Source organism: Mesorhizobium sp. CNPSo 4688, assembly GCF_057784295.1.
Genome location: NZ_JBWLUY010000009.1, coordinates 268,429 through 287,406, shown reverse-complemented (window position 1 = coordinate 287,406; position 18,978 = coordinate 268,429). Strand labels below are relative to the sequence as shown.

Sequence of the window (18,978 nt, the reverse complement as noted above, 5' to 3'; positions counted from 1 at the left end):
CGCCAAGTCCTCTTTGTTGACGCAATTCCGGACGGAAAACCGCTTCACACTTTTCCTGGAATTGCTTTGAAGGCGGAACGATACGATGAGCACGCACACGGGCGGCTGCCATTGCGGCAACATCCACCTGACATTCGAAACCGGGATCGAGCCGTCCGAGATGGAGATCCGCGCCTGCCAATGCGCCTTCTGCGTCCGGCATGGCTCGCGCGCTGCCGCCGATCCGCAGGGTCGGTTGATCGTCTCCGTCGAGGATAAAGCCCGACTGCACCGATACCGGTTCGGATTGCGCACCGCCGACTATCTCATCTGCCGCGATTGCGGCGTCTATGTCGCGGCCGTGACCACCGATGGCGGCGACCCCAAAGCGATCGTCATCGTCAATGCGCTGGACGACCGGCTGCGGTTCAGCCGCGAGCCGGTCCCAATGGATTACGATGCCGAGAACAAAGAGGGCCGCATGGCCCGGCGGCAGGCGCGTTGGATGCCGGTCGAGATCAAGGTCAGCGGATGACCGGTTCGCCGTGGAAGCGGCGGCGCGAGGGCGGCGACACGCCGAAGCCGACCTCCATCATCAGCCGTGGGGTGCGCGACGGCACGGTGCCCATGTGGAAGCCGAATGGGTCCTCGACAAAGCCGAGACCTGCCTCGCCGGTCAGCATGACCGGGCTGTCGTCGCCATAGACCTTGAGCACCTCTTCCGCCGGATGGCCGACCAGCAGCGTCAGCTGGTGCTTGAGGCTGCGCCTGTTGTGGCTGCCTTTGACATAGACGTGTGGGCCGGTGCCGGCGTCACAAGGCTTCAGATAAAAGAAGAATTTCAGCATCCGCCAGTCGTCGAGATCGAAATGGTATTTGCCGAGGGAGGCAAGGTTCTTGTCGGCATCGGAGGCTTCGCCGGTCGGAAAGCTCCACCAGACGCGCGTGGTGATCAGCTTTGCCTGCCCGCCGAGATAGTGCTGGGCGATGTCGAGCAGAAGCGGATCGTTCTGGATAGCGAGCGCCGCCTTGCAGCCGAGGATGCGCTCGAAATAGTGGCCGCTGAGCAAGGAGCGGCCGAAACGCTGCTCCGCCTCGGCATGATCCCCTGGCATGAATTCGAGCCGGCGATCGAAATTGCCGAAGCACGGCGTGCTTTGTGCGAAGCTGGCGATCTCCTCATGGATCGCCTGCGGCAGGACCAGGCCTGAGAACAACCCATCGCTGCGCAGCGTTTCGACGATCGACTTGAGCTCGACGCCCCTGAACATCGTTGCTCCGGCATTTTGCGCCGGGCGCGCGGCTCTGGCGCCCAGCCAGTGCAGCTTGCGCGCCGGCATGGTGCGGGCAAGCATGAACATTGGCAGCCAGGCCGGGTTCTCGCGCATATCCTTGAGATAGGTCGGGATGCGCACGGCGATGCGGCGGAGCAGGCTGCCGTTGCGGGCAATGGCTTCCAGGCTGGCGGCGCCGGATTTGTCAGGGGTCGAAAGGTTCATCGAGGTCCTCAGTATATGAATGGCAGCCGACGACGCGTCGCCTGCTACCGCTCCGGCACTACCCAAACCCAATTGTCCCACATCAATGGAATGCTAACCCCGCGTCTACTTTTGTGCAATGCACAATAACGACGTGCTAAAGTAGAAAGTTCAATCCCTCGCTCCGACCAAGGGCGAGAGCGGGAGTCACTTCTTCGGCGCCACCCAGATTTCGGCGTCCAGCCGCCTGGTGGCGAGACCGCGCGCAAGAGCCTCGGCGCTGTGCGCGTTCTTCGACAGGGAAGCGGCCTGCCGCTTGCTGATGACCAGCCCTTCGGCCAGCGCCCGGTTTCCCTGGAGCACCCGTGCCAGGAACGGCGTGCGGCTGCCGCGGGCGCGGGAAAAGCGCGCCGGCATGGTCTGCCGCGCCGTGTGGGCGACAACGTCGTCGATCCAGCCTTCCGAAAGCCGCGCGCCGGGCTCCAGAAACAGCAGCCAGTCGCCTTTCGCCTGCCGGATCCCGGCGGCAATGCCGCCGGCGACGAAGTGACAGCCGGCGTGATCGGCGACACGATGCGTCTGGTCGGTCGAGCCGGTGTCGCAGACGATGACATCGCGCACCACGCCCTCGACCGCGCCGCCGATCAGCGAGGCGAGCGTGCGGGCAAGGCCCTCTTCGTCATCACGGGTTTCGATGAGAACGCTGAACATATTTAGCCGAATAGCGGAAAGCCTGGCGCAGCGCCAGTTTTGCATTGCACAGCAAAAAAGTTCTTGCTTTGTTCTCATCGGCAAAATAGGATTATTTTCATGAACAGACCGAATCGACAGCCGACCGACAGTCCCTGGGAGAGGGCGAAAGTGGAACATATCGTGCGTGCGGACATTGCAGCCTTCGGGGCAGGAAGAGCCGAGATGGCCAATGCGATGATCGAACAGAGCGGCATGCGCGTCCGTCCGGACCGCAACCGCGGCCGTTCGGCCGGCATCAATCCGTCCGGCCGCTTCGAGCCCGTCAGCCGGCATGTGTTCGACGATGGCTGGAATTCGCTGGAGGAGCTGCCGCCGTTCAAGACCGAGGTGCAGGTCGAGAAGCCGCGCACGATCATCACCCGCAACGAATCGCCCGACATCTCCTTCGACCGTTCGATCAACCCCTATCGCGGCTGCGAGCACGGCTGCGTCTATTGCTTTGCGCGGCCGACCCATTCCTTCATGGGCCTGTCGCCGGGGCTGGATTTCGAATCGAAGCTGTTTGCCAAGCCGGATGCGGCGCGGCTGCTCGACAAGGAACTGTCTAAGGACGGCTACCAGCCGCGCACCATCGCCATCGGCACCAATACCGATCCCTACCAGCCGATCGAAAAGCAGTACCGGATCATGCGCGAGATCCTCGAAGTGCTGGAGGCGCGCGGTCATCCGGTCGGCATCGTCACCAAATCCCATCTGGTGACGCGCGACATCGACATATTGTCACGCATGGCCGAACGCGGGCTGGCCAAGGTGGCACTGTCGGTGACGACGATGGACCGCATGCTGGCGCGCACCATGGAGCCGCGCGCGTCGACGCCGACCAAGCGGCTGGAGGCGATAAGGCAGCTTTCGGATGCAGGCATTCCGGCCTCGGTCATGGTGGCGCCGATCATCCCCGGCCTGACCGACCAGGAGATGGAGCGTATCCTCGATTCGGCCCGTGCCGCCGGCGCCCGTGAAGCCGGCTATGTCATCCTGCGCCTGCCGCTCGAGGTGGCGCCGATCTTCAAGGACTGGTTGCTGCGCCACTATCCGGATCGCTACCGGCACGTGATGTCGCTGATCCGTTCGATGCGCGACGGCAAGGATTACGATTCAGAGTGGGGCAAGCGTATGAAAGGCGCCGGACCCTATGCCTGGCAGATCGGCCGACGCTTCGAGATTACTGCCAAGCGGCTCGGCCTCAATGCCGAGCGGCGGACGCTCAGGACCGACCAGTTCGTCGCCGCCACCAATGCGACCGAGCAGCTGATGCTGCTCTGAAGACCATCCCTGCCCCGCCATCGTTGGCTGGGCAGGCGAAGAAATCCCGTCCGGCCTGTCCCCCGGCCTGCAGACGGTGCCCTCCCGGTCCTGCCCCACTCGACCCTGGAGGGACTTGCGGAGAATCGGAGCCGATGCGAACCTCGCCGCAACATGGCTCGCGCGCGTTCCGATTCTCCGCTTCTTTTCGAAATCGTCGAGAAGCCCGACTTCTCCTTCGAGACGAAGGCGATGGCTGAAGGTCTGTGGCCGGTGGCAGGCATGGACGAGGCCGGCCGTGGGCCGCTGGCCGGACCGGTGGTGGCGGCAGCCGTGATCCTCGATCCCGCCAACATTCCCGACGGCCTCGACGATTCCAAACGGCTCAATCATTTGCAGCGCGAGGCGCTGTTCCTGAAAATCCTCGGCTCCGCGCTCGGCGTGTCGATGGCCTCGGTGAGCGCCGAAGGCATCGACGGCAGCAACATCCTCAAGGCGAGCCTCGAGGCGATGCGCCGCGCCCTTGCCGGCCTGCCGATCCAGGCCAAGCTTGCACTGGCCGACGGCCGAGACGTGCCGCCGGGTCTCCTCTGCGAGGGCCGCGCGCTCATCAAGGGCGATCAGCGCTCGCAGTCGATCGCCGCCGCCTCGATCGTCGCCAAAGTGATGCGCGACCGCATGATGTGCGGCTGCGGCAGCCACCACGAGCGTTACGGGTTCGAAGTCCATATGGGCTACGCCACGGTCCGCCACCGCACCGCAATCGAAGCGCATGGGCCGGTGGCAAGGCTGCACCGCGCGTCGTTCGCGCCGTTCAGGCTGGGTGGTGTCGAGGTGGCTGAGGAAGAGAGTTTTGCCGGGTTGGAGTGAGGGTAATCTCCCCCCTCGAGGGGGAGATGGCCGGCAGGCCAGAGGGGGTCGCCGCGCGTGAAGCGCTGGCCACTTTTTCGCGGCAGAAACGGCGTCGCGCCCGGTCGAACCGACCCCCTCTGTCGCCTTCGGCGACATCTCCCCTCGAGGGGGGAGATTATCTGCCCCAACAAAAAAGCCGCCAGGTCGCCCGGGCGGCTTCATGTCAGCGAGCTAACCCGCTCAGTTCAGCTTGGCCTTCACGTCCTGAAGCGCGGACTTGAACAGGTCGGCGCCGGCCTTGGCATCGACCTTGGCCGCAAGCAGGGCGCGGGCTGCCTCGACGGCGATGTCGACGGCGCTGGCGCGCACCTCGGCGACTGCCTCGCGCTCGGCCTGGCCGATCTTCTGCTCGGCAAGCGCGGTGCGGCGGGTAACGTAATCCTCGGTCTTCTTGTGCGCTTCGGCGGCAAGCATGTCTGCCTCGCGCTTGGCGGCGGCGACGATTGCCGTGGCCTCCTGCTCGGCTTCCTTGCGCTTCTTCTGGTACTGGCCAAGCAACTGCTGGGCCTCCTCGCGCAACTTGCGGGCTTCATCAAGCTCATTGCTGATCTTGGCGGCACGGGCGTCGAGCGCCTTGGCCATCAGCCCCGGCACCTTGATGTAGACGGCGATGCCGAGGAAAATGATAAGGGCGACGGTGGCCCAGAGCGTCGCGAGCGATGTGGCGTCCATGATGTGCTCCTCAGCGGGCCACGGATTTGACGGCCGCCGCGATCTCGGCCTTGCCGGTCTTGCCGCCGACAAGCGCTTCGACGATGGCCGAAGCGGTGTCCTCGGCGATCGTGCCGACTTCCTTCATGGCCTTGGCCTTGATGGAAGCAATGCTGGCCTCGGCCTCGCCGAGCTTCTTGTCGAGCGCGGCCTCGACCTTCTTGCGGGCAGCTTCGGCTTCGGCCTTGGCAGTGTCGTTGGCCTGCTGGCCAATTGCATTGGCCTTGGCCTTGGCTTCCGCCAGTTCCTGCTCGTAAGCAGCAACGGCAGCGTCAGCCTCGCCCTTCAGCCTGGCGGCCTGGTCGAGGTCCTGCGTGATGCGATCACTGCGCACGTCGATAATGCCGCCAAGGCGCGGCATCACCACCTTCTTCAGGAACAGGTAGAACAGCCCGAACGTGATCGCCAGCCACAGAAGCTGCGACGGGAACGTCGCCGGATCAAATGGCGGGAACGTGCCGTGCGCCTCGGCAGGCACGCCGGTGCCGGAATGCGTGTCGCCTTCCGTGCCGGTGTGGGCGCCTTCGGTGGCGGGTGCGGACTCTTGCGCAAAGGCAGATGTCACGAACATGGACTATCCCCTGATATCAGGCATGGCCGCTGGATAACGGCCGGCCTGTCCAATCTTCTCGAGTGCTCAGCCGAACAGGGCGAGGAGCGCGATGAGAAGCGAGAAAATGCCCAGAGCTTCGGTGACGGCGAAGCCGAAAATCAGGCGGCCGAACTGGCCATCGGCGGCCGACGGATTGCGCAGGGCGCCCGCCAGGTAGCTGCCGAAGATGTTTCCGAGGCCAATGCCCGCGCCGCCCATGCCGAGGCAAGCGATACCAGCGCCGATGTACTTTGCTGCTTCTGCGTCCATTTTAAAACTCCTTTGGATCTGTAATTCGTTGCAATTCCATCCGGCGACCGATGCCGGAAACTCTTGGTCAGTGCCCAGGATGCAGGGCGTCGTTCAGATACATGCAGGTCAGCACGGCAAACACGTAGGCCTGCAGGAAGGCGACCAGCAATTCCAGGGCGGTCAGCGCGACTGCCATGGCCAGCGGCAGCACCGAACCGGCGACGCCGACAGCGCCCAGCGCGCTCAGGCTGACGACGAAGCCCGAAAACACCTTCAGCGTGATGTGGCCGGCCAGCATGTTGGCGAACAGACGAACCGAGAGGCTGACCGGGCGCGAGACGAAGGAAATCACTTCGATCAGCACCACCAGCGGCAGCAGGAAGACTGGAACGCCATGCGGCACGAACAGCTTGAGAAAGCCCAGGCCGTGTTTCGTGAAGCCGTAGACAACGACGGTTCCGATCACCAGGGCGGCGAGGCCGAAGGTGACGATGATGTGGCTGGTAACGGTGAAGAAGTAGGGGAAAAGGCCAAGCAGGTTGGCAACAAGGACGAACATGAACAGCGAGAACACGAAGGGGAAGAACTTCATGCCTTGCGTTCCGGCGGCGTCGCGCAGCATGTTGGAAACGAACTCGTAGCCCATTTCCGAGACCGACTGCAGGCGCCCGGGAATAAGGCTGCGGCTCGAGGTCGAAAGGTAAAGGAACGCCGATGCGACGAGCACGGTCGCGACCATGAACAGAGCCGAATTGGTGAAGGACAGGTCATAGCCGCCGATGTTGATCGGAATCAGCTTGACGATATGGAACTGGTGGATCGGATCGACCTTGTCAGCAGCCATTTACATCCCCGTCAAAGCCGCGAACGGCCTCAGTGTCCTTATGCGCCATTGGCGGCGCCAGTTCATTCTTTCGGATCGCGCGACTTCTCGCTTTTTCCGAATTCCGCCACAACACCTGCCGAACGCAGGACATTGAGCACCCCGGCGCCAAAGCCGAGCAACAAGCCGACGACCAGACCCCATGGCGAAGTTCCCGCCACACGATCCAGAAACCAGCCGAGGCCCACACCCACCACTATCCCGGCGATGAACTCGCTGGACAGCTTGAGCGCCTGGCCATATCCGGCCGTCGCTTTCGCGCCGTCATTCCCCTCTAGCCGATCCGGCCGTCTTGTCGCAAGCGATGCTCCAAGCTCGCGCCGGCGGCGCTCAAGGTCTTCATCGCGGATGTCAGGTTCGTGCTTGCCGCCGCGGCCGGTTTCTCCGGTTCCGTGTGGCCCATTCTTGTCGGCCATCGAACCCCCCTGCCCGGTCAGACCGTTACCGTCCGTCCGCTTCTAAAGTCGCCGGCAACATAGTTAGAGGGTCCGCGCCCGTCAAGCCACGGGCGGGACTTCAAAGTCATGTATTTTTTCTAATGAAATCAATCCCTTGCCGAGGTGCGACATCGTGCCCGGCACTATGGGGTCGGCACATGCCCCGAATCCGTCCGGCGACCGGCGTCCGATTTCGGCACCCGGGGGCTTTTGCGGCTCGTAACAGACGGCAGCCCGAAGGGCTCAGCTCCAGCCGCCGCCATAGGTGCGGTAGAAGATATGCAGGCCGATCTTGGTCATCTTCTGCATGGTGCGGGCCCAACCCGGATGGACATAGTTGGCGTAGTAATGGGTCGATGAGCCGACTTCCGGAATGAAGATCTTGCCGGCGGTGACCGCCATGGCGACATCCTGCGCCACCTTGTAGTTGGCGGGGCTCTCGATGCGCTTCTTGCGGCCGTCGCAGGCGAAGGAGAACTGGCAGCGGTTCAGCCAGTTGTCGTTCTGGTAGACGACGCCGCAGATCGAGTTCGGATAGGCCGGATTGCGGACGCGGTTGAGGATGACCTGGGCGACGGCGGCCTGGCCGCGTACGGATTCGCCGCGCGCCTCGAAATAGATGCCATTGGCAAGGCAGGCCTGCTCCTTCTTGGAGAAGACGCTGGCCGGTAGCGGATTCTGTATCCACGAGTGATCGCCCTTGGCCATCGGCGGAATGAAGCGCCCATCGTTCGGGTCCTCGTCCTGCAGCAGCGCCTCGAAGGGCGAGGCCTTGGCGTAGTCGGGTTCGGCCTGGGCATAGGCGGTGGCCAGTACATCCGGCTTGTCGTTGTTGACAAGGGCCGCAAGCATCGCCGGCACGCCGGGATCAGGCTTCTTGTCTTCACGGGTGTGGAACGCCTGGGCGATCTGGATTTCCTTGCCCTTGATGCCGGGCTTGGCGAAGGCAAGCTTCAGGCCGCTGTCCATGCTCGGCCGCAGCAGCGAAGAGGTGCGCTCGAAGATCGAACCGGCATTGAAGTTCTTCGGCGGCGCCACCGGCGAGACCTGGATGATGCGGCCCTTCTTCTCGGCACGCATGATGCGGTCTTCGTCGGGCGTGACGCCAGCGACATTGCCCTTGCCGCGAAACGAGACCTTGCCGACGCCAGGCAGGCGCACGCCCGAGCCCGAAAGCGATCCGGTGGTGACGGAATCGATGAAAGGCATTTCGGCGGCATGGACCGATCCAGCGACGGACCGCTCGACATAAGAGTTCCACCGGGTGCCTGACGCCTCAAGGCCAGAAATCAGGCTGCCCATGTCCTGGTAGGCAACGACGGTCGGAAAGCCGATCCAGATGCCGAGCCCGATGACCAATGGCGATACGAAGGAACGTTTTTTCTCACCGGCGGCGGCAGCCAGCCGCTTCAAGACACGTCGATGCACGGGGAACTCTCCAGAAACGCCACTGAGCCACTGGAGAGTCAAAGTGAAGCATTAACCTTGATGCGGGGTTAACGTTAACGATGGTGTTTTTTCAAACCGGCCCGAAACGGGACGCCGGTTCGGTGTGATAAAAATCGTCAGTTCGGCCGCAGCAGGATCGGCCAGGCGATGAGCGCGCAGAGCGCGCCCACCAGCCAGACGCCAGGCCACGACCAGACGAGCAGCAATGCCGGAATGGCTGTCGGCACCACGAAGAAGGCGATGAAGACAAAGCTGTTGGCAAGGCCGAGCGCGGTTCCGGCGCGGCTGGCGCCGGCCAGCGTGGCGAGCTCGGTGTAGGCGACGCCATGCCAGGCCGAGACCGAGATGCCGGCAACGACCAGCAGCAGCGCGATCGCCGGCATCAGCGCGGCGTGCGCGCCCGGCGTGGCTCCTGCCGCCAGGACCAGCAGGCCGAGAGCCGCAAAGCCAAGGGCGCTCGTCATGCTGCAGAGGCGCAGGAACCAGCGGCGGTTGCCATGGCGGTCGGTGAAGCGGCCGCTCCAGACGCGCATGATCATGGCGCCGGTCTGCACCGCGGCAAGGCTGGCGCTGATCGTCAGCGTGCCCATGCCGGCGAAATCGTGCAGGAAGACCGAGGTGAAGGTGAGCACCGCCACCTGCGGAAAGCAAAGCAGGCCGATGGCGGTGGCGATGCGCCAGACCTCGACATTGCGCAGCGGCGCCGGACCGGCCGGCTTTGCCATAGCCATGCTGCCCGCATTGTCGGCTTCCGCCGGCTGATGCAGCCAGCGCCAGGCAAACAGCGCCGAGACGGCGTTCACGGCCGCCAGCAGGCCGAAGACCGCAGCAAAACCATGGGCTGAGGCCAGCGACGGCAGGACCAGCGCGCCGAGCCCGCCGCCGAGCGGCACCGCCGTCTGCCTGATGCTCATCGCAAAACCACGCTCGCCCTCGTGGAACCAGGCCATGATGGCGCGGCCGCTGGAACCGTTGACGCTGCCGCCGAGCAGGCCGGTGACGAGAAGGCATACGGCGAGCATGGCAACACCGGGCACATAGATCGCCGACGGCACGATGAAGACCGCCATCAGCGCGAGCCAGGCCGCCGTCGCGCCGAGGCCGGTCAACAGCACGCCGCGATCGCCCCAGCGGTCGGTGAGCAGGCCCCAGGGCAGTTCGCTCAAGGCGACACCCAGGCCGAGGAGGCCGAGGACGAGGCCGAGATTGCCGTTGGAGAGCTGATAGCCCGAACGCAGAAACACCGCTGCCGCCGGTATGCCGGCGAAAGTGGCGGAGAAACTGGCATTGGCGGCAACGCCGATGCCAAGCACCTTCCAGCGATGATTGGCGCGAAATCGTTCGGCCTTCGAAATGGCGGTGACGGCGGCGGCTCGACCAACCCGGCGTGGCTCACAATTTGCGTCGGCAATCGACATGGCGGAACTCCTGTAATGGCCCTTCCGGACCTTGACGCCTTGTCTCTACCGCCATAATTTCATCCCGAATATCGGGAAGTTTTTGACTATTATTCCCGGAAACCAGGATTGTTTCCATGCGGCGCGTAACCTTCGATCTCGATGTCCTCAGAAGCTTCGTCACCGGCATGGAACTCGGCAGCTTCGCCAAGGCCGCCGACCGGCTGGGTCGCTCGACCTCGGCAGTCAGCGCGCAATTGAAGAAGCTGGAGGAGCAGGCGGCGACGCCGATCTTCCGCAAATCGGGCCGCGGCCTGGCGTTGACCGAAGCTGGCGAGACCATGCTCGGCTACGCCAGACGGCTGCTCGAATTGAATGACGAGGCGGCTTCCGCCATTCACGACGTCGAACTGGAAGGCTGGGTCAGGCTTGGCCTACAGGAGGATTTTGGCGAGGCGGTGTTGCCGGAGGTGCTTGGGCGCTTCGCCCGCGCGCACCCCAAGGTCAAGATCGAGGCCAGGATCGGACGCAGTTATGAGCTTGCCGAGCGAATCACATCAGGCAATCTCGACATTGCGCTGGCCTGGGACAGTGGCCAGGCACTGCCCTACAGCCGACATGTCGGCGATGCGCAGCTGCGCTGGATCGGCCCGGCAAAGCTGATCGAGACCAGCCTGCGCGAGGGCGAGGCGCTGCCGCTGGTGGCGTTGGAAGCGCCATGCCTGCTGCGTACGGTGACGACGGAAACGCTGGACCGCGCCGGTCTGCCGTGGCGGATGGTGTTCTCCAGTCCCAGCCTTGGCGGCATATGGGCGGCGGTCGCCGCCGGGCTCGGCCTGACGATCCGCACAGATATCGGCCTGCCGGCCAATGTCAGGGCGATGGCGCCGCAGATGCTCGGTTTGCCCGCACTGCCGACCATGGCGCTGGTGCTGCACCAGAAAGACGCCGAACTGGATCCGGTTGCGGCGCGGCTGGCGGACATATTGTTGCAGGCGGCGATAGAGGCACTGCCGGAGGGTGCGCGGGGGAATGAAGGGCTAAGGGCAGTTGCTTAGGGCACCGGAATACCAGCGTAGCGTTCCGTCACACCCCCCTCTGTCCTGCCGGACATCTCCCCCTCAAGGGGGGAGATTAGCTGTCACGTGGGCTTTCGCCAATCATCGAGGGTTGAAAGAGAAGCGCCTTCAGTGGAACTGCTAATCTCCCCCTCGAGGGGGAGATGCCCGGCAGGGCAGAGAGGGGTGCTGTCCCGCCGACGTTGCGAAGAATTCCCTGAGCAAAGGCACACTGCCCGTAGGCCTGAGGCTCACTTGCGCTTGTTCGCCCTGCCGGCAAATGGGTTGTCCGAAGTCCGCAGCGCTATACGGATCGGCACGCCCGGCATGTCGAAGGCTTCGCGCAGGCTGTTGGAGAGGTAGCGGACGTAGGATTGCGGCATCGCATCGGGCCGCGAGCACTGGACGACAAAACCCGGCGGCCGCGTCTTGGCCTGGGTGACATATTTGACCTTGAGCCGGCGGCCGGCGACGGCGGGCGGCGGATGATGCGCAAGAATGCTTTCCAGCCAGCGGTTGAGCTTGCCGGTGGAAACGCGGCTGTTCCACACCTTGTGCGTCTTGATGACGGCATCCATCAGCTTGTCGAGGCCGCGGCCGGTCTCGGCCGAAACCGTCACCGCCTGGATGCCGCGCACCTGCGGCAAGAGCCGCCCGGTCTTTTCGCGCAGTTCGGCCAGCAGCTCCTGCGGATTGTCGATCAGGTCCCATTTGTTGAAGGCGATGACCGGCGCCCTGCCCTCCCTGATGATCAGGTCGGCGATCTGGAGGTCCTGCTTCTCGAAGGGAATGGTGGCGTCGAGCACGATGATGACGATCTCGGCAAAGCGGATGGCGCGCAGGCCGTCCTGCACCGACATCACTTCCAGCTTCTCGTGGATCCTGGCCTTGCGGCGCATGCCGGCGGTGTCGAACAGCTTCAACCGGCGGCCATGCCAGTCCCAGTCGACGGAGATGGAATCGCGGGTGATACCGGCTTCCGGGCCGGTCAACAGCCGCTCCTCGCCAATCAGCGCGTTGATCAGCGTCGACTTGCCGGCATTGGGGCGGCCAACCACGGCGATGCGCATCGGCTTGGTGTCGTCATAGGTTGCTTCAGCGTCCGGATCGGTGATGTCCTCGCCGATCAGCACCTCGCTGGCGGCGACCTCTTCCTCGGCGTCGTTCTCTTCCTCGTCGAATGCGCGCTTCTCACCAAGGGCTTCGATGACAGCGTCGCGCAGGTCGGGCATGCCCTGGCCGTGCTCGGCCGAGACCGGGATCGGCTCGCCGAGACCGAGCTCCCAGGCCTCCAGCATGCCGCCCTGGGCGCCCTTGGCCTCGGCCTTGTTGGCGACCAGCACCACCGGCTTGCCGGACTTGCGGACAATCTCGGCAAAGGTGCGGTCGTCGGGCAAAAGGCCGGACTTGGCGTCGATGGTGAAGAAGATCAGGTCGGCTTCGCGGATGGCGATCTCGGTCTGCGCGCGCATGCGGCCGGGCAGTGTCGAGGCGGCCGCGTCCTCGAAACCGGCGGTGTCGATGACATCGAAATGCAGGTCATAGAGTTTGGCCGCGTGGACACGACGGTCGCGGGTGACGCCCGGCGTGTCGTCGACAAGTGCCAGCTTCCTTCCCACCAGCCGGTTGAAAAGCGTCGATTTGCCAACATTGGGCCGGCCGATAATGGCGACTTTGAAGCTCATCCGGCCCTCGTCATCCATGTCATCGCCCAAACCGCAGCGCACCCTTGGGTCAGGCCCGAGGGCAGGCTTTGGGCGACGCGTATCATGACGCGCCCGAGCCGCGGATCAGTTCCGACATCAGCGTCGCCCGCTGGCGCGCATTGCGCGGGGCGCCGTCATCGGCGGCGATCTGGTCGAACAGTTTCAGCGCATCCTGGGTCTTGCCTTCCTTCCAGGCGGCAAGGCCGAGCGCTTCGCGCGCCGTGTGGCGCAGCGTGTTGTTGTCGGCGGTCAGCGCCTCGACGCGGCTGGAGACGTCGGCGAAAGAGCCGTGGTCGACCAGAAGCAATGCAGCCCGCAGGCGCGCCATGTCGCGAATGCCCTGGGGAATGGCGGTGTCGGCGGCAACGCCATCGAAATCCGCGACGGCGGCGGCAAAGTCGCCCTTGTCGGCCTTGACGGTTGCCGCGCGCATGCGGGCGAGCAGCGGGTAGGCGCCGTAGCCATCCTTTTCCAGCTGCTGAAGCGCGGTCAGCGCATCGTCGCTCTTGCCGTCATTGGCAAGCTTCAGCGCCTGCGAGAAGGCGTCACCCGAGCGGTTGGCGCGGCTCTCGTCCCAATAGCGGTAGCCGACGAAGGCGGCGGTGCCGAGCACCACCAGGATGGCAAGGCCAAGGATCGCCGGGCCGAAACGGTCCCACAGCGCCTGCGCCTGCTCGCGACGGATCTCGTCGTTGACTTCGCGGATAAAACTGTCGTCGGACATCAATCAAAACCATTGCTGCCCCGGACGGGGCGCTTCTTGAGCCCGCGTTTTAGCGAAATTTTGTCGGCATGGAAGGGGCTGGGCAGGAAAATCGGCTAATCGCCGGGCAGGCGGCTGGAGCCTGTTCCATCCCGACGGGGTCGGGATGGGGCTCCATTTCCTTTTTTGAGCATGATCTTTTCCGAAAACCGGTCTCCACTTTTCGGGATCATGCTCCGGGCACCGACCGTACCCACGCCACATTTTGCCGATAGCCGGCTTTGACTGCCCCCGATCAAACGCAGATTGCCGATGCCTCTCCTGTCCCGCGTTGTTGCGTTTTCCACAGCCATGCTTGCCACGGCGGGCGCTGTTTTCGCCGACCCGCCGGCGCCGCCTGCCCCTGCCAAGCCGAAGCAAATCGTCATCATCTCGTTCGACAGCGCCCGCGAGATCTCGCAATGGCAGCGCAGCCGGGCGCTGGCCAAGCGTACCGGCGCGCATTTCACCTACTTTCTGTCCTGCGTCTTCCTTTTGTCGCAGCAGACGCGGGCAGAGTACACGCCGCCGGGCAAGTCTGCCGGCAAATCCAACATCGGCTTCGCCGCCTCGAAACAGGAGGTCGCCGACCGGCTCGACCAGATCGGGCTCGCCGCGTCGGAAGGCCACGACATTGCCAGCCATGGCTGCGGCCATTTCGACGGCAAGGACTGGAGCAAGGCTGACTGGCTGAAGGAATTCGCCTCGTTCGAGCGCATTCTGGAGAACGCCTATTCGATCAACGGCATTACGCCTGAGCCCGCAGGCTGGCGCAATCTTGCCCATGCCGTTACCGGTTTCCGCGCGCCGTATCTTTCGACCAGCAAAGGCCTTTACCAGGCCCTGCCTGCAGCCGGCTATCACTATGATGCCAGCGGCGTTTCAAAAGGCCCGGTCGAGCCGCCGACCAGCGGCGGCCTCACCCGCTTTTCATTGCCGCAGATCCCGGAAGGCCCGAGCGGGAGGCCGGTGATCGCCATGGACTACAATCTCTATGTCCGGCATTCCGGCGGCTTCGAGCGACCGAGCCAGGGGGCCGAGTTCAGCGAGCGGACCTACCAGGCGTTCCGCGCCGCCTTCGACAAGCAATATCAGGGCAAGCGCATTCCGCTGGTGCTCAGCTTCCACTTCACCCTGATGAACAACGGCGCCTACTGGACCGCGTTGGAACGCTTTGCCGACGAGGCCTGCGTCAAATCCGATGTCGAGTGCATCAGTTTTCGCGATTATGTTTCGCGGCAAGGCGGCGCCGAGAGACAGGCATTAGTGGGCGGCTGAGCCGCCACCCGTTTGCATCACAAATTCAGCCTTTCTCAGGCAGGATCTTCGGCGCCCTGCCGCTCCAGGTAGCGCCGATCAATATCCGGCAGCGGCTCGCCTTGCAGTGTCGCTTCGAAGGCGCGCAGGCGTTTGTGAACCGACTGAAGTTCAACGATGGTCGACCAGGAGGTGAGCAGGAACTGCAGAGACCCGGTAACCTTGCCGAAGGCGTTCGAGATCTGGTTCAGCGCGCCAAAGGTGATCTTGTGCGCAACCAGTGACGGCCCCAGGATCAGCAGTGAGAAAATGTTGTCGGCCTGCAGGTAGGTGTAACGGACAACGTTGAAATAGATGTAGTGGAAATAGAGCCTGAAATAGTTGTGACGAACATTCGCGAACAGCTCGGCAGTGGTGGCTGGCTGGGCTCTGTCCGCATGGTCCTCGCCGTAGACCAGTTCCTTGCGGTAAGCAGCTTCAACGCGCTGGTTACGGAATTGTAGTCCCGGAAGCTTCAGACCGGCGACCATGACCGAGATCGTTCCGAACAGACACCAGGCCAGTGCCGCGACCACCAATGGCTGAGGGATCGCACCGACAATCGGCAACTCACTGATGTGGGACTGCAATTGGATCATCACCGGCAGGAATGCAATCAAGGTCATAATTGACTGGACGAAGGTAGCGCCGAGATCCTCCATGATCTGCGAGAAGCGCATTGTATCTTCCTGGATACGTTGCGAGGCGCCCTCGATATGGCGAAGTCTGCCCCAGTTCTCGACGAAATAGTTGTTCATCGCCGTGCGCCAGCGGAAGATCCAGTGGCTGACGATGAAGGCATTGACCACCTGCACATTCATGCCAACCAGCGCGAGCCATGAAAAGTCGGCCAATCCGATGTAGAATTCGCCACTGGTTGACTTTCCCGTCCCGGACATCAGCCCCTGCACATAATCAAAGAAGGGGCCGTACCAGGCGTTGACGGCGACGCTGACCTGCACATTGAAATAGATGAAGAACAGGACGACCGCCGTCATCAGGATGGACCAGCGCTGCCAGGGATGCGGTGAATACCAGCTCCAGAACGCGTAGAACACGAGCACGCAGAACGCGAAATAGAGATAGAACCAAAGGAATGGCTTCGACACGAGGATGGCGATGCCGATGATGGGCGGCGCGTCGGCGGCGGCCGGTGGCATGCCGAACAAGGCCCCCAACTGCTCACCTCCAAAGAACCAGAACAGGATTGCGGCAAGGCTCCAGATGGCGGCCGAAGAGAAGAACAGCTTCGGCTGCGGGAAGAAGGATACGAACACTGTGGCGATTTCCTCGGTCGATGCGCAAATCAGCGGGGTTCAGCGGGCATAAAGTCACACATTAGGTGGAAAGCAAATGCCCGTGCCCGATGCCCGGCATCGAGCAAGACCACAATCATGGCGATTTTGGCGCGGCCGACCAGGTGATCCCAGCAGATACCAGCAATACGGCAGCAGCCACGATCGAGGCGAGGAAGAAGTTGCCAGACGCCTGCGCCAGCAGGCCGGCGACGATCGGGCCGACGATCTGGCCGATGCCGAAGGACGCAGTCATCAGCGCGAAGATGCGGCGCGGCGCCTGTGGCACGAGCAGCCTTGCCGTCTGCAGGCCGAGCGCGGTGATGGCGATGAAGGTGCCGCCGAGCAGGACGCCTGCCAGCAGCGGCCCGACGGTGCCACCCATGGCGACGCTGGCGGTGACCCCGACCACCTCGACCAGGCAGCCCAGCGCATAGGCTGCGTAGAGCCCGATCCGCGCCGCAATCTTCTGCCAGAGCCAAACCGAGGGAAAGCCGGCAAGGCCGGTGACCATCCAGACGGTTGCCTCGAAAACGCGGCCGCCGCCACCCTGGCGGACGATGGCGACAAGGAACGTCGCCGTCACCACATAGCCGAAGCCGAACAGGCCGTACGCGACGATGACCTTCACCAGTGACGTATCCTTGGGCAGCGCCGGTTCGCGGCCGGCCACGCCGTTGGTAGGTGCGGTGGAACCGGCGAGCCAGGCGACCAGCGCCAGGCCGGCAGCCGAAATCGCGCCCGACCACAGCCAGCCCGCCGGCCAGCCGGCATGGTCGGTGACCAGAAGAGCCATCAGCGCCGAGGATGCGGCGATGCCGAGGCCGACGCCGCCGAAATGCAGCGCCTGCAGGTCGCTTCTGTTGGCGGCAGCCAGATGACCAAAGACGATGCTGGCCATGAACACCATGACGAAGGCGCTGGCGAGACCGGCGAGGAAACGGATGACGATGAAGGCGGTCATCGTGTCGGCCAGCCCCATCAGGGCGGCCAGCGCAGCACTGGCGGCAAGGCCACCAAACATCAGCAGGCGTTCGCGCCCATGCGCCCAGCCGCCAGCTGCGGCGAGCGCGCCGACGAGGTAGCCGAGATAGTTGGCCGAGGCGATCCAGCCGGCATCGGCCGGCGACAGATGCAGTTCTTCCATCATGCCGGGCAGGATCGGCGTGTAGACGAAGCGGCCGATGCCCATGGCAACGGCCATGGCAATCATGCCGGCGAGAGCGAGACGAAGAGGTGACGGTGCGGCATTCATTGCAGCGCACAATAAGGGTGCCCGGTGGGGAGACAATGCGCTTGAATTGGTCCAGGGCAGCAGCTTTGGCGAAACGCCCGGTTGCACAGATTGGCGCGAAAACTTCTGCGTCAGCGCCGCCCCTCATCCGCCTGCCGGCACCTTCTCCCCGTAGAACGGGGAGAAGGGGGCTAATCGGCCGCCTCAGCGCCCTTTCCTGCAGCGCCGGTGGTTGGCGAAAACTTCAGCGCAATAAGGGGTGGTGCCGGCGTCGACAGCATCGCCTCTATCTTTCTTGCCGCGGTCGCGATTTTCAGTGGCAGCCGACAGCACCGGTCTCGTAGGCGGTGCGCCGCGCCGTCAACCGGAACGGAATGTCGCCGAGTTCGCGCTCCGACATGGTGTCGAGCACCGGATGAGACAGCGGATCGGTCGCGCAATTGACGGCATCGCCATTCTGGCGCGGGGCTCGCCGCGCGCCCACGGCCGCAAAGATCTTGAGCAATGATAGGAGCGTCACCATCCTCGCCTCCTCGGTCTGACTGTCCCCCCCTAAAATCTGCCTTGTCGGGTTGTCTTTCAATTGAGATTTCAGCCGAGCCGGTTTAGAAAAACTGAAATGGCTATGCTGAACCGCGTCCATCTCAACGGCTTGCGCGCCGTCGAAACCGTTGCCCGCCTCGGCTCGCTCGCGGCGGCCGCCGGCGAACTCAACGTCTCGGTCAGCGCCGTCAGCCAGCAGATCAACCGCACCGAGAAGCAACTCGGACAGGCGCTGTTCGAACGAACCGCAAGCGGGCTGGTGCTGACCGAGTTCGGCAGGATGTTTTCCGCCAGGCTGGGCGCCGGTTTTCGCGAACTTGCGCAGGCGGTGGCGCTTGCCGACGAGGCACACCAGTGCACGCTGGTGGTTTCGGTGGCGCCCGCCTTCGCCTCGAAATGGCTGCTGCCGCGGCTGTCGCGGCATTTCGACCGGCATCCCAACGTGCTCCTGCGCATCGACGCCTCGGTCCGGCTGGCCGATCTCGAGCGCTCAGACATCGATATCGCCATCCGGCTTGGCGACGGCAAATGGCCGGGCGGACGGGCAGAGCTGCTTCTGACGCAGGAAGTGTTTCCGGTCTGCGCGCCGGCGATCGCAGAAAAATTGAAGTCGATCGGCGACCTTGCGCAGACCTGCGCCATCACCGACGAGCGGGCGATGATCACCTGGGAGAGCTGGTTTGCCGCCGCCGGAGTCGAGCCGGTGACCTTCCGCAAGGGGGCGCGCTTCACCGACCCTATGCTGTGCCTGGAATCGGCGATCGCCGGCCATGGCGTCATGCTCGGCTGGCAGTTGCTCGCCGCCGACGCGCTGGCCGACGGCCGCCTTGTCACGCCTTTCGGCGTGCGGGCACAGAGCGGACTCGGCTACTGGCTGGTGACCTCGGCGACCAAAACCGAAAGCCGCAAGGTGCGCGATTTCAAGATCTGGATCCGCGAGGAGATCGCGGCAACCGTGGCGCAGTTCCGGTCGCTCGATAGCGCTGCGTAAACGCTGGCGTCGCGACGATGCTGGAAAG

The 18,978-nt window shown here is 63.9% G+C and carries 20 protein-coding genes; 6 read left to right on the top strand and 14 right to left on the bottom strand.

The window, feature by feature from the left end; translation table 11 throughout:
* The first annotated feature begins 85 nt into the window (after positions 1-85).
* A complete protein-coding gene (locus tag AC04SH_RS19285; RefSeq protein ID WP_488576239.1) occupies positions 86-514 on the top strand; it encodes a GFA family protein in 429 nt (142 codons plus the stop codon).
* Here the strand turns inward: AC04SH_RS19285 and AC04SH_RS19280 are convergent.
* Both AC04SH_RS19280 and AC04SH_RS19275 read right to left on the bottom strand, forming a co-directional pair.
* On the bottom strand, positions 504-1,478 hold the full coding sequence (locus tag AC04SH_RS19280) for a hypothetical protein (RefSeq protein ID WP_488576238.1): 975 nt from the start codon (positions 1,476-1,478) through the stop codon (positions 504-506). The genes AC04SH_RS19285 and AC04SH_RS19280 overlap by 11 nt on opposite strands.
* 186 nt (positions 1,479-1,664) lie before the next feature.
* Positions 1,665-2,168, bottom strand: coding sequence for a glycosyltransferase (locus tag AC04SH_RS19275; RefSeq protein ID WP_488576237.1), 504 nt, complete (start codon positions 2,166-2,168; stop codon positions 1,665-1,667).
* Positions 2,169-2,318: 150 nt separating this feature from the next.
* Here AC04SH_RS19275 and AC04SH_RS19270 point away from each other — a divergent pair, with 150 nt between their 5' ends.
* Together AC04SH_RS19270 and rnhB are read left to right on the top strand one after the other, a co-directional pair.
* Positions 2,319-3,473, top strand: a complete 1,155-nt coding sequence (locus AC04SH_RS19270; RefSeq protein WP_488576305.1) for a PA0069 family radical SAM protein — start codon at positions 2,319-2,321, stop codon at positions 3,471-3,473.
* A gap of 153 nt (positions 3,474-3,626) precedes the next feature.
* Positions 3,627-4,322 carry a ribonuclease HII gene (gene rnhB / locus AC04SH_RS19265; protein ID WP_488576236.1) on the top strand — a complete coding sequence of 232 codons (696 nt, stop codon included), beginning with the start codon at positions 3,627-3,629 and terminating at the stop codon, positions 4,320-4,322.
* A gap of 222 nt (positions 4,323-4,544) precedes the next feature.
* Here rnhB and AC04SH_RS19260 read toward each other — a convergent pair whose 3' ends face one another.
* The 7 genes from AC04SH_RS19260 to AC04SH_RS19230 form a co-directional block, all read right to left on the bottom strand.
* Positions 4,545-5,036 (bottom strand): F0F1 ATP synthase subunit B, encoded by a 492-nt coding sequence (locus tag AC04SH_RS19260; protein WP_488576235.1) that lies wholly within the window; start codon positions 5,034-5,036, stop codon positions 4,545-4,547.
* Between the two features lie 10 nt (positions 5,037-5,046).
* Positions 5,047-5,646, bottom strand: coding sequence for a F0F1 ATP synthase subunit B (locus AC04SH_RS19255; protein WP_488576234.1), 600 nt, complete (start codon positions 5,644-5,646; stop codon positions 5,047-5,049).
* A 66-nt stretch (positions 5,647-5,712) separates the two neighbouring features.
* Positions 5,713-5,937 (bottom strand): F0F1 ATP synthase subunit C, encoded by a 225-nt coding sequence (locus AC04SH_RS19250; RefSeq protein ID WP_006206606.1) that lies wholly within the window; start codon positions 5,935-5,937, stop codon positions 5,713-5,715.
* Between the two features lie 67 nt (positions 5,938-6,004).
* A complete protein-coding gene (locus tag AC04SH_RS19245; RefSeq protein ID WP_352557343.1) occupies positions 6,005-6,763 on the bottom strand; it encodes a F0F1 ATP synthase subunit A in 759 nt (252 codons plus the stop codon).
* 62 nt (positions 6,764-6,825) lie between these two features.
* The gene (locus AC04SH_RS19240) at positions 6,826-7,218 is read right to left on the bottom strand and encodes an AtpZ/AtpI family protein (RefSeq protein WP_477342285.1); all 393 of its coding nucleotides are present in this window, start codon (positions 7,216-7,218) and stop codon (positions 6,826-6,828) included.
* Between the two features lie 264 nt (positions 7,219-7,482).
* Complete coding sequence (locus tag AC04SH_RS19235; protein WP_488576233.1) at positions 7,483-8,667, bottom strand: cell wall hydrolase; 1,185 nt, start codon at positions 8,665-8,667, stop codon at positions 7,483-7,485.
* A 137-nt stretch (positions 8,668-8,804) separates the two neighbouring features.
* Positions 8,805-10,106, bottom strand: a complete 1,302-nt coding sequence (locus AC04SH_RS19230) for an MFS transporter (protein ID WP_488576232.1) — start codon at positions 10,104-10,106, stop codon at positions 8,805-8,807.
* Positions 10,107-10,222: 116 nt separating this feature from the next.
* On the opposite strand from AC04SH_RS19230, the gene AC04SH_RS19225 reads away from it, so the two are divergent.
* Positions 10,223-11,143, top strand: coding sequence for a LysR substrate-binding domain-containing protein (locus AC04SH_RS19225; RefSeq protein ID WP_488576231.1), 921 nt, complete (start codon positions 10,223-10,225; stop codon positions 11,141-11,143).
* 251 nt (positions 11,144-11,394) lie between these two features.
* On the opposite strand, the gene der is transcribed toward AC04SH_RS19225, so the two are convergent.
* Positions 11,395-12,828, bottom strand: a complete 1,434-nt coding sequence (gene der, locus AC04SH_RS19220) for a ribosome biogenesis GTPase Der (protein ID WP_488576230.1) — start codon at positions 12,826-12,828, stop codon at positions 11,395-11,397.
* Between the two features lie 82 nt (positions 12,829-12,910).
* Entirely contained in the window at positions 12,911-13,573 is a 663-nt protein-coding gene (locus AC04SH_RS19215) for a tetratricopeptide repeat protein (protein ID WP_192256206.1), read from the bottom strand.
* Between the two features lie 291 nt (positions 13,574-13,864).
* Between AC04SH_RS19215 and AC04SH_RS19210 the strand changes: the two genes are divergently transcribed.
* Positions 13,865-14,869: a polysaccharide deacetylase family protein gene (locus AC04SH_RS19210; RefSeq protein ID WP_488576229.1), complete on the top strand. Its 1,005-nt coding sequence runs from the start codon at positions 13,865-13,867 to the stop codon at positions 14,867-14,869.
* Positions 14,870-14,904: 35 nt separating this feature from the next.
* Here AC04SH_RS19210 and sbmA read toward each other — a convergent pair whose 3' ends face one another.
* The 3 genes from sbmA to AC04SH_RS19195 form a co-directional block, all read right to left on the bottom strand.
* On the bottom strand, positions 14,905-16,164 hold the full coding sequence (gene sbmA / locus AC04SH_RS19205; protein WP_488576228.1) for a peptide antibiotic transporter SbmA: 1,260 nt from the start codon (positions 16,162-16,164) through the stop codon (positions 14,905-14,907).
* Positions 16,165-16,279: 115 nt separating this feature from the next.
* Positions 16,280-17,395: a YbfB/YjiJ family MFS transporter gene (locus AC04SH_RS19200; protein WP_488576304.1), complete on the bottom strand. Its 1,116-nt coding sequence runs from the start codon at positions 17,393-17,395 to the stop codon at positions 16,280-16,282.
* Positions 17,396-17,729: 334 nt separating this feature from the next.
* On the bottom strand, positions 17,730-17,939 hold the full coding sequence (locus AC04SH_RS19195) for a hypothetical protein (protein WP_488576227.1): 210 nt from the start codon (positions 17,937-17,939) through the stop codon (positions 17,730-17,732).
* A 96-nt stretch (positions 17,940-18,035) separates the two neighbouring features.
* On the opposite strand from AC04SH_RS19195, the gene AC04SH_RS19190 reads away from it, so the two are divergent.
* A complete protein-coding gene (locus AC04SH_RS19190; RefSeq protein ID WP_488576226.1) occupies positions 18,036-18,950 on the top strand; it encodes a LysR substrate-binding domain-containing protein in 915 nt (304 codons plus the stop codon).
* The last annotated feature ends 28 nt before the right edge of the window (positions 18,951-18,978 follow it).

What these genes read in the sequence shown, in the direction of transcription:
- AC04SH_RS19230 (WP_488576232.1), bottom strand. Translation starts at nt 10,106, where the DNA reads ATGTCGATTGCCGACGCAAATTGTGAGCCACGCCGGGTTGGTCGAGCC.
- AC04SH_RS19285 (WP_488576239.1), top strand. Translation starts at nt 86, where the DNA reads ATGAGCACGCACACGGGCGGCTGCCATTGCGGCAACATCCACCTGACA.
- AC04SH_RS19260 (WP_488576235.1), bottom strand. Translation starts at nt 5,036, where the DNA reads ATGGACGCCACATCGCTCGCGACGCTCTGGGCCACCGTCGCCCTTATC.
- AC04SH_RS19255 (WP_488576234.1), bottom strand. Translation starts at nt 5,646, where the DNA reads ATGTTCGTGACATCTGCCTTTGCGCAAGAGTCCGCACCCGCCACCGAA.
- AC04SH_RS19280 (WP_488576238.1), bottom strand. Translation starts at nt 1,478, where the DNA reads ATGAACCTTTCGACCCCTGACAAATCCGGCGCCGCCAGCCTGGAAGCC.
- der (WP_488576230.1), bottom strand. Translation starts at nt 12,828, where the DNA reads ATGAGCTTCAAAGTCGCCATTATCGGCCGGCCCAATGTTGGCAAATCG.
- rnhB (WP_488576236.1), top strand. Translation starts at nt 3,627, where the DNA reads ATGGCTCGCGCGCGTTCCGATTCTCCGCTTCTTTTCGAAATCGTCGAG.
- AC04SH_RS19250 (WP_006206606.1), bottom strand. Translation starts at nt 5,937, where the DNA reads ATGGACGCAGAAGCAGCAAAGTACATCGGCGCTGGTATCGCTTGCCTC.
- AC04SH_RS19190 (WP_488576226.1), top strand. Translation starts at nt 18,036, where the DNA reads ATGGCTATGCTGAACCGCGTCCATCTCAACGGCTTGCGCGCCGTCGAA.
- AC04SH_RS19200 (WP_488576304.1), bottom strand. Translation starts at nt 17,395, where the DNA reads ATGATTGCCATGGCCGTTGCCATGGGCATCGGCCGCTTCGTCTACACG.
- AC04SH_RS19195 (WP_488576227.1), bottom strand. Translation starts at nt 17,939, where the DNA reads ATGGTGACGCTCCTATCATTGCTCAAGATCTTTGCGGCCGTGGGCGCG.
- AC04SH_RS19215 (WP_192256206.1), bottom strand. Translation starts at nt 13,573, where the DNA reads ATGTCCGACGACAGTTTTATCCGCGAAGTCAACGACGAGATCCGTCGC.
- AC04SH_RS19240 (WP_477342285.1), bottom strand. Translation starts at nt 7,218, where the DNA reads ATGGCCGACAAGAATGGGCCACACGGAACCGGAGAAACCGGCCGCGGC.
- AC04SH_RS19225 (WP_488576231.1), top strand. Translation starts at nt 10,223, where the DNA reads ATGCGGCGCGTAACCTTCGATCTCGATGTCCTCAGAAGCTTCGTCACC.
- AC04SH_RS19275 (WP_488576237.1), bottom strand. Translation starts at nt 2,168, where the DNA reads ATGTTCAGCGTTCTCATCGAAACCCGTGATGACGAAGAGGGCCTTGCC.
- AC04SH_RS19210 (WP_488576229.1), top strand. Translation starts at nt 13,865, where the DNA reads ATGCCTCTCCTGTCCCGCGTTGTTGCGTTTTCCACAGCCATGCTTGCC.
- AC04SH_RS19245 (WP_352557343.1), bottom strand. Translation starts at nt 6,763, where the DNA reads ATGGCTGCTGACAAGGTCGATCCGATCCACCAGTTCCATATCGTCAAG.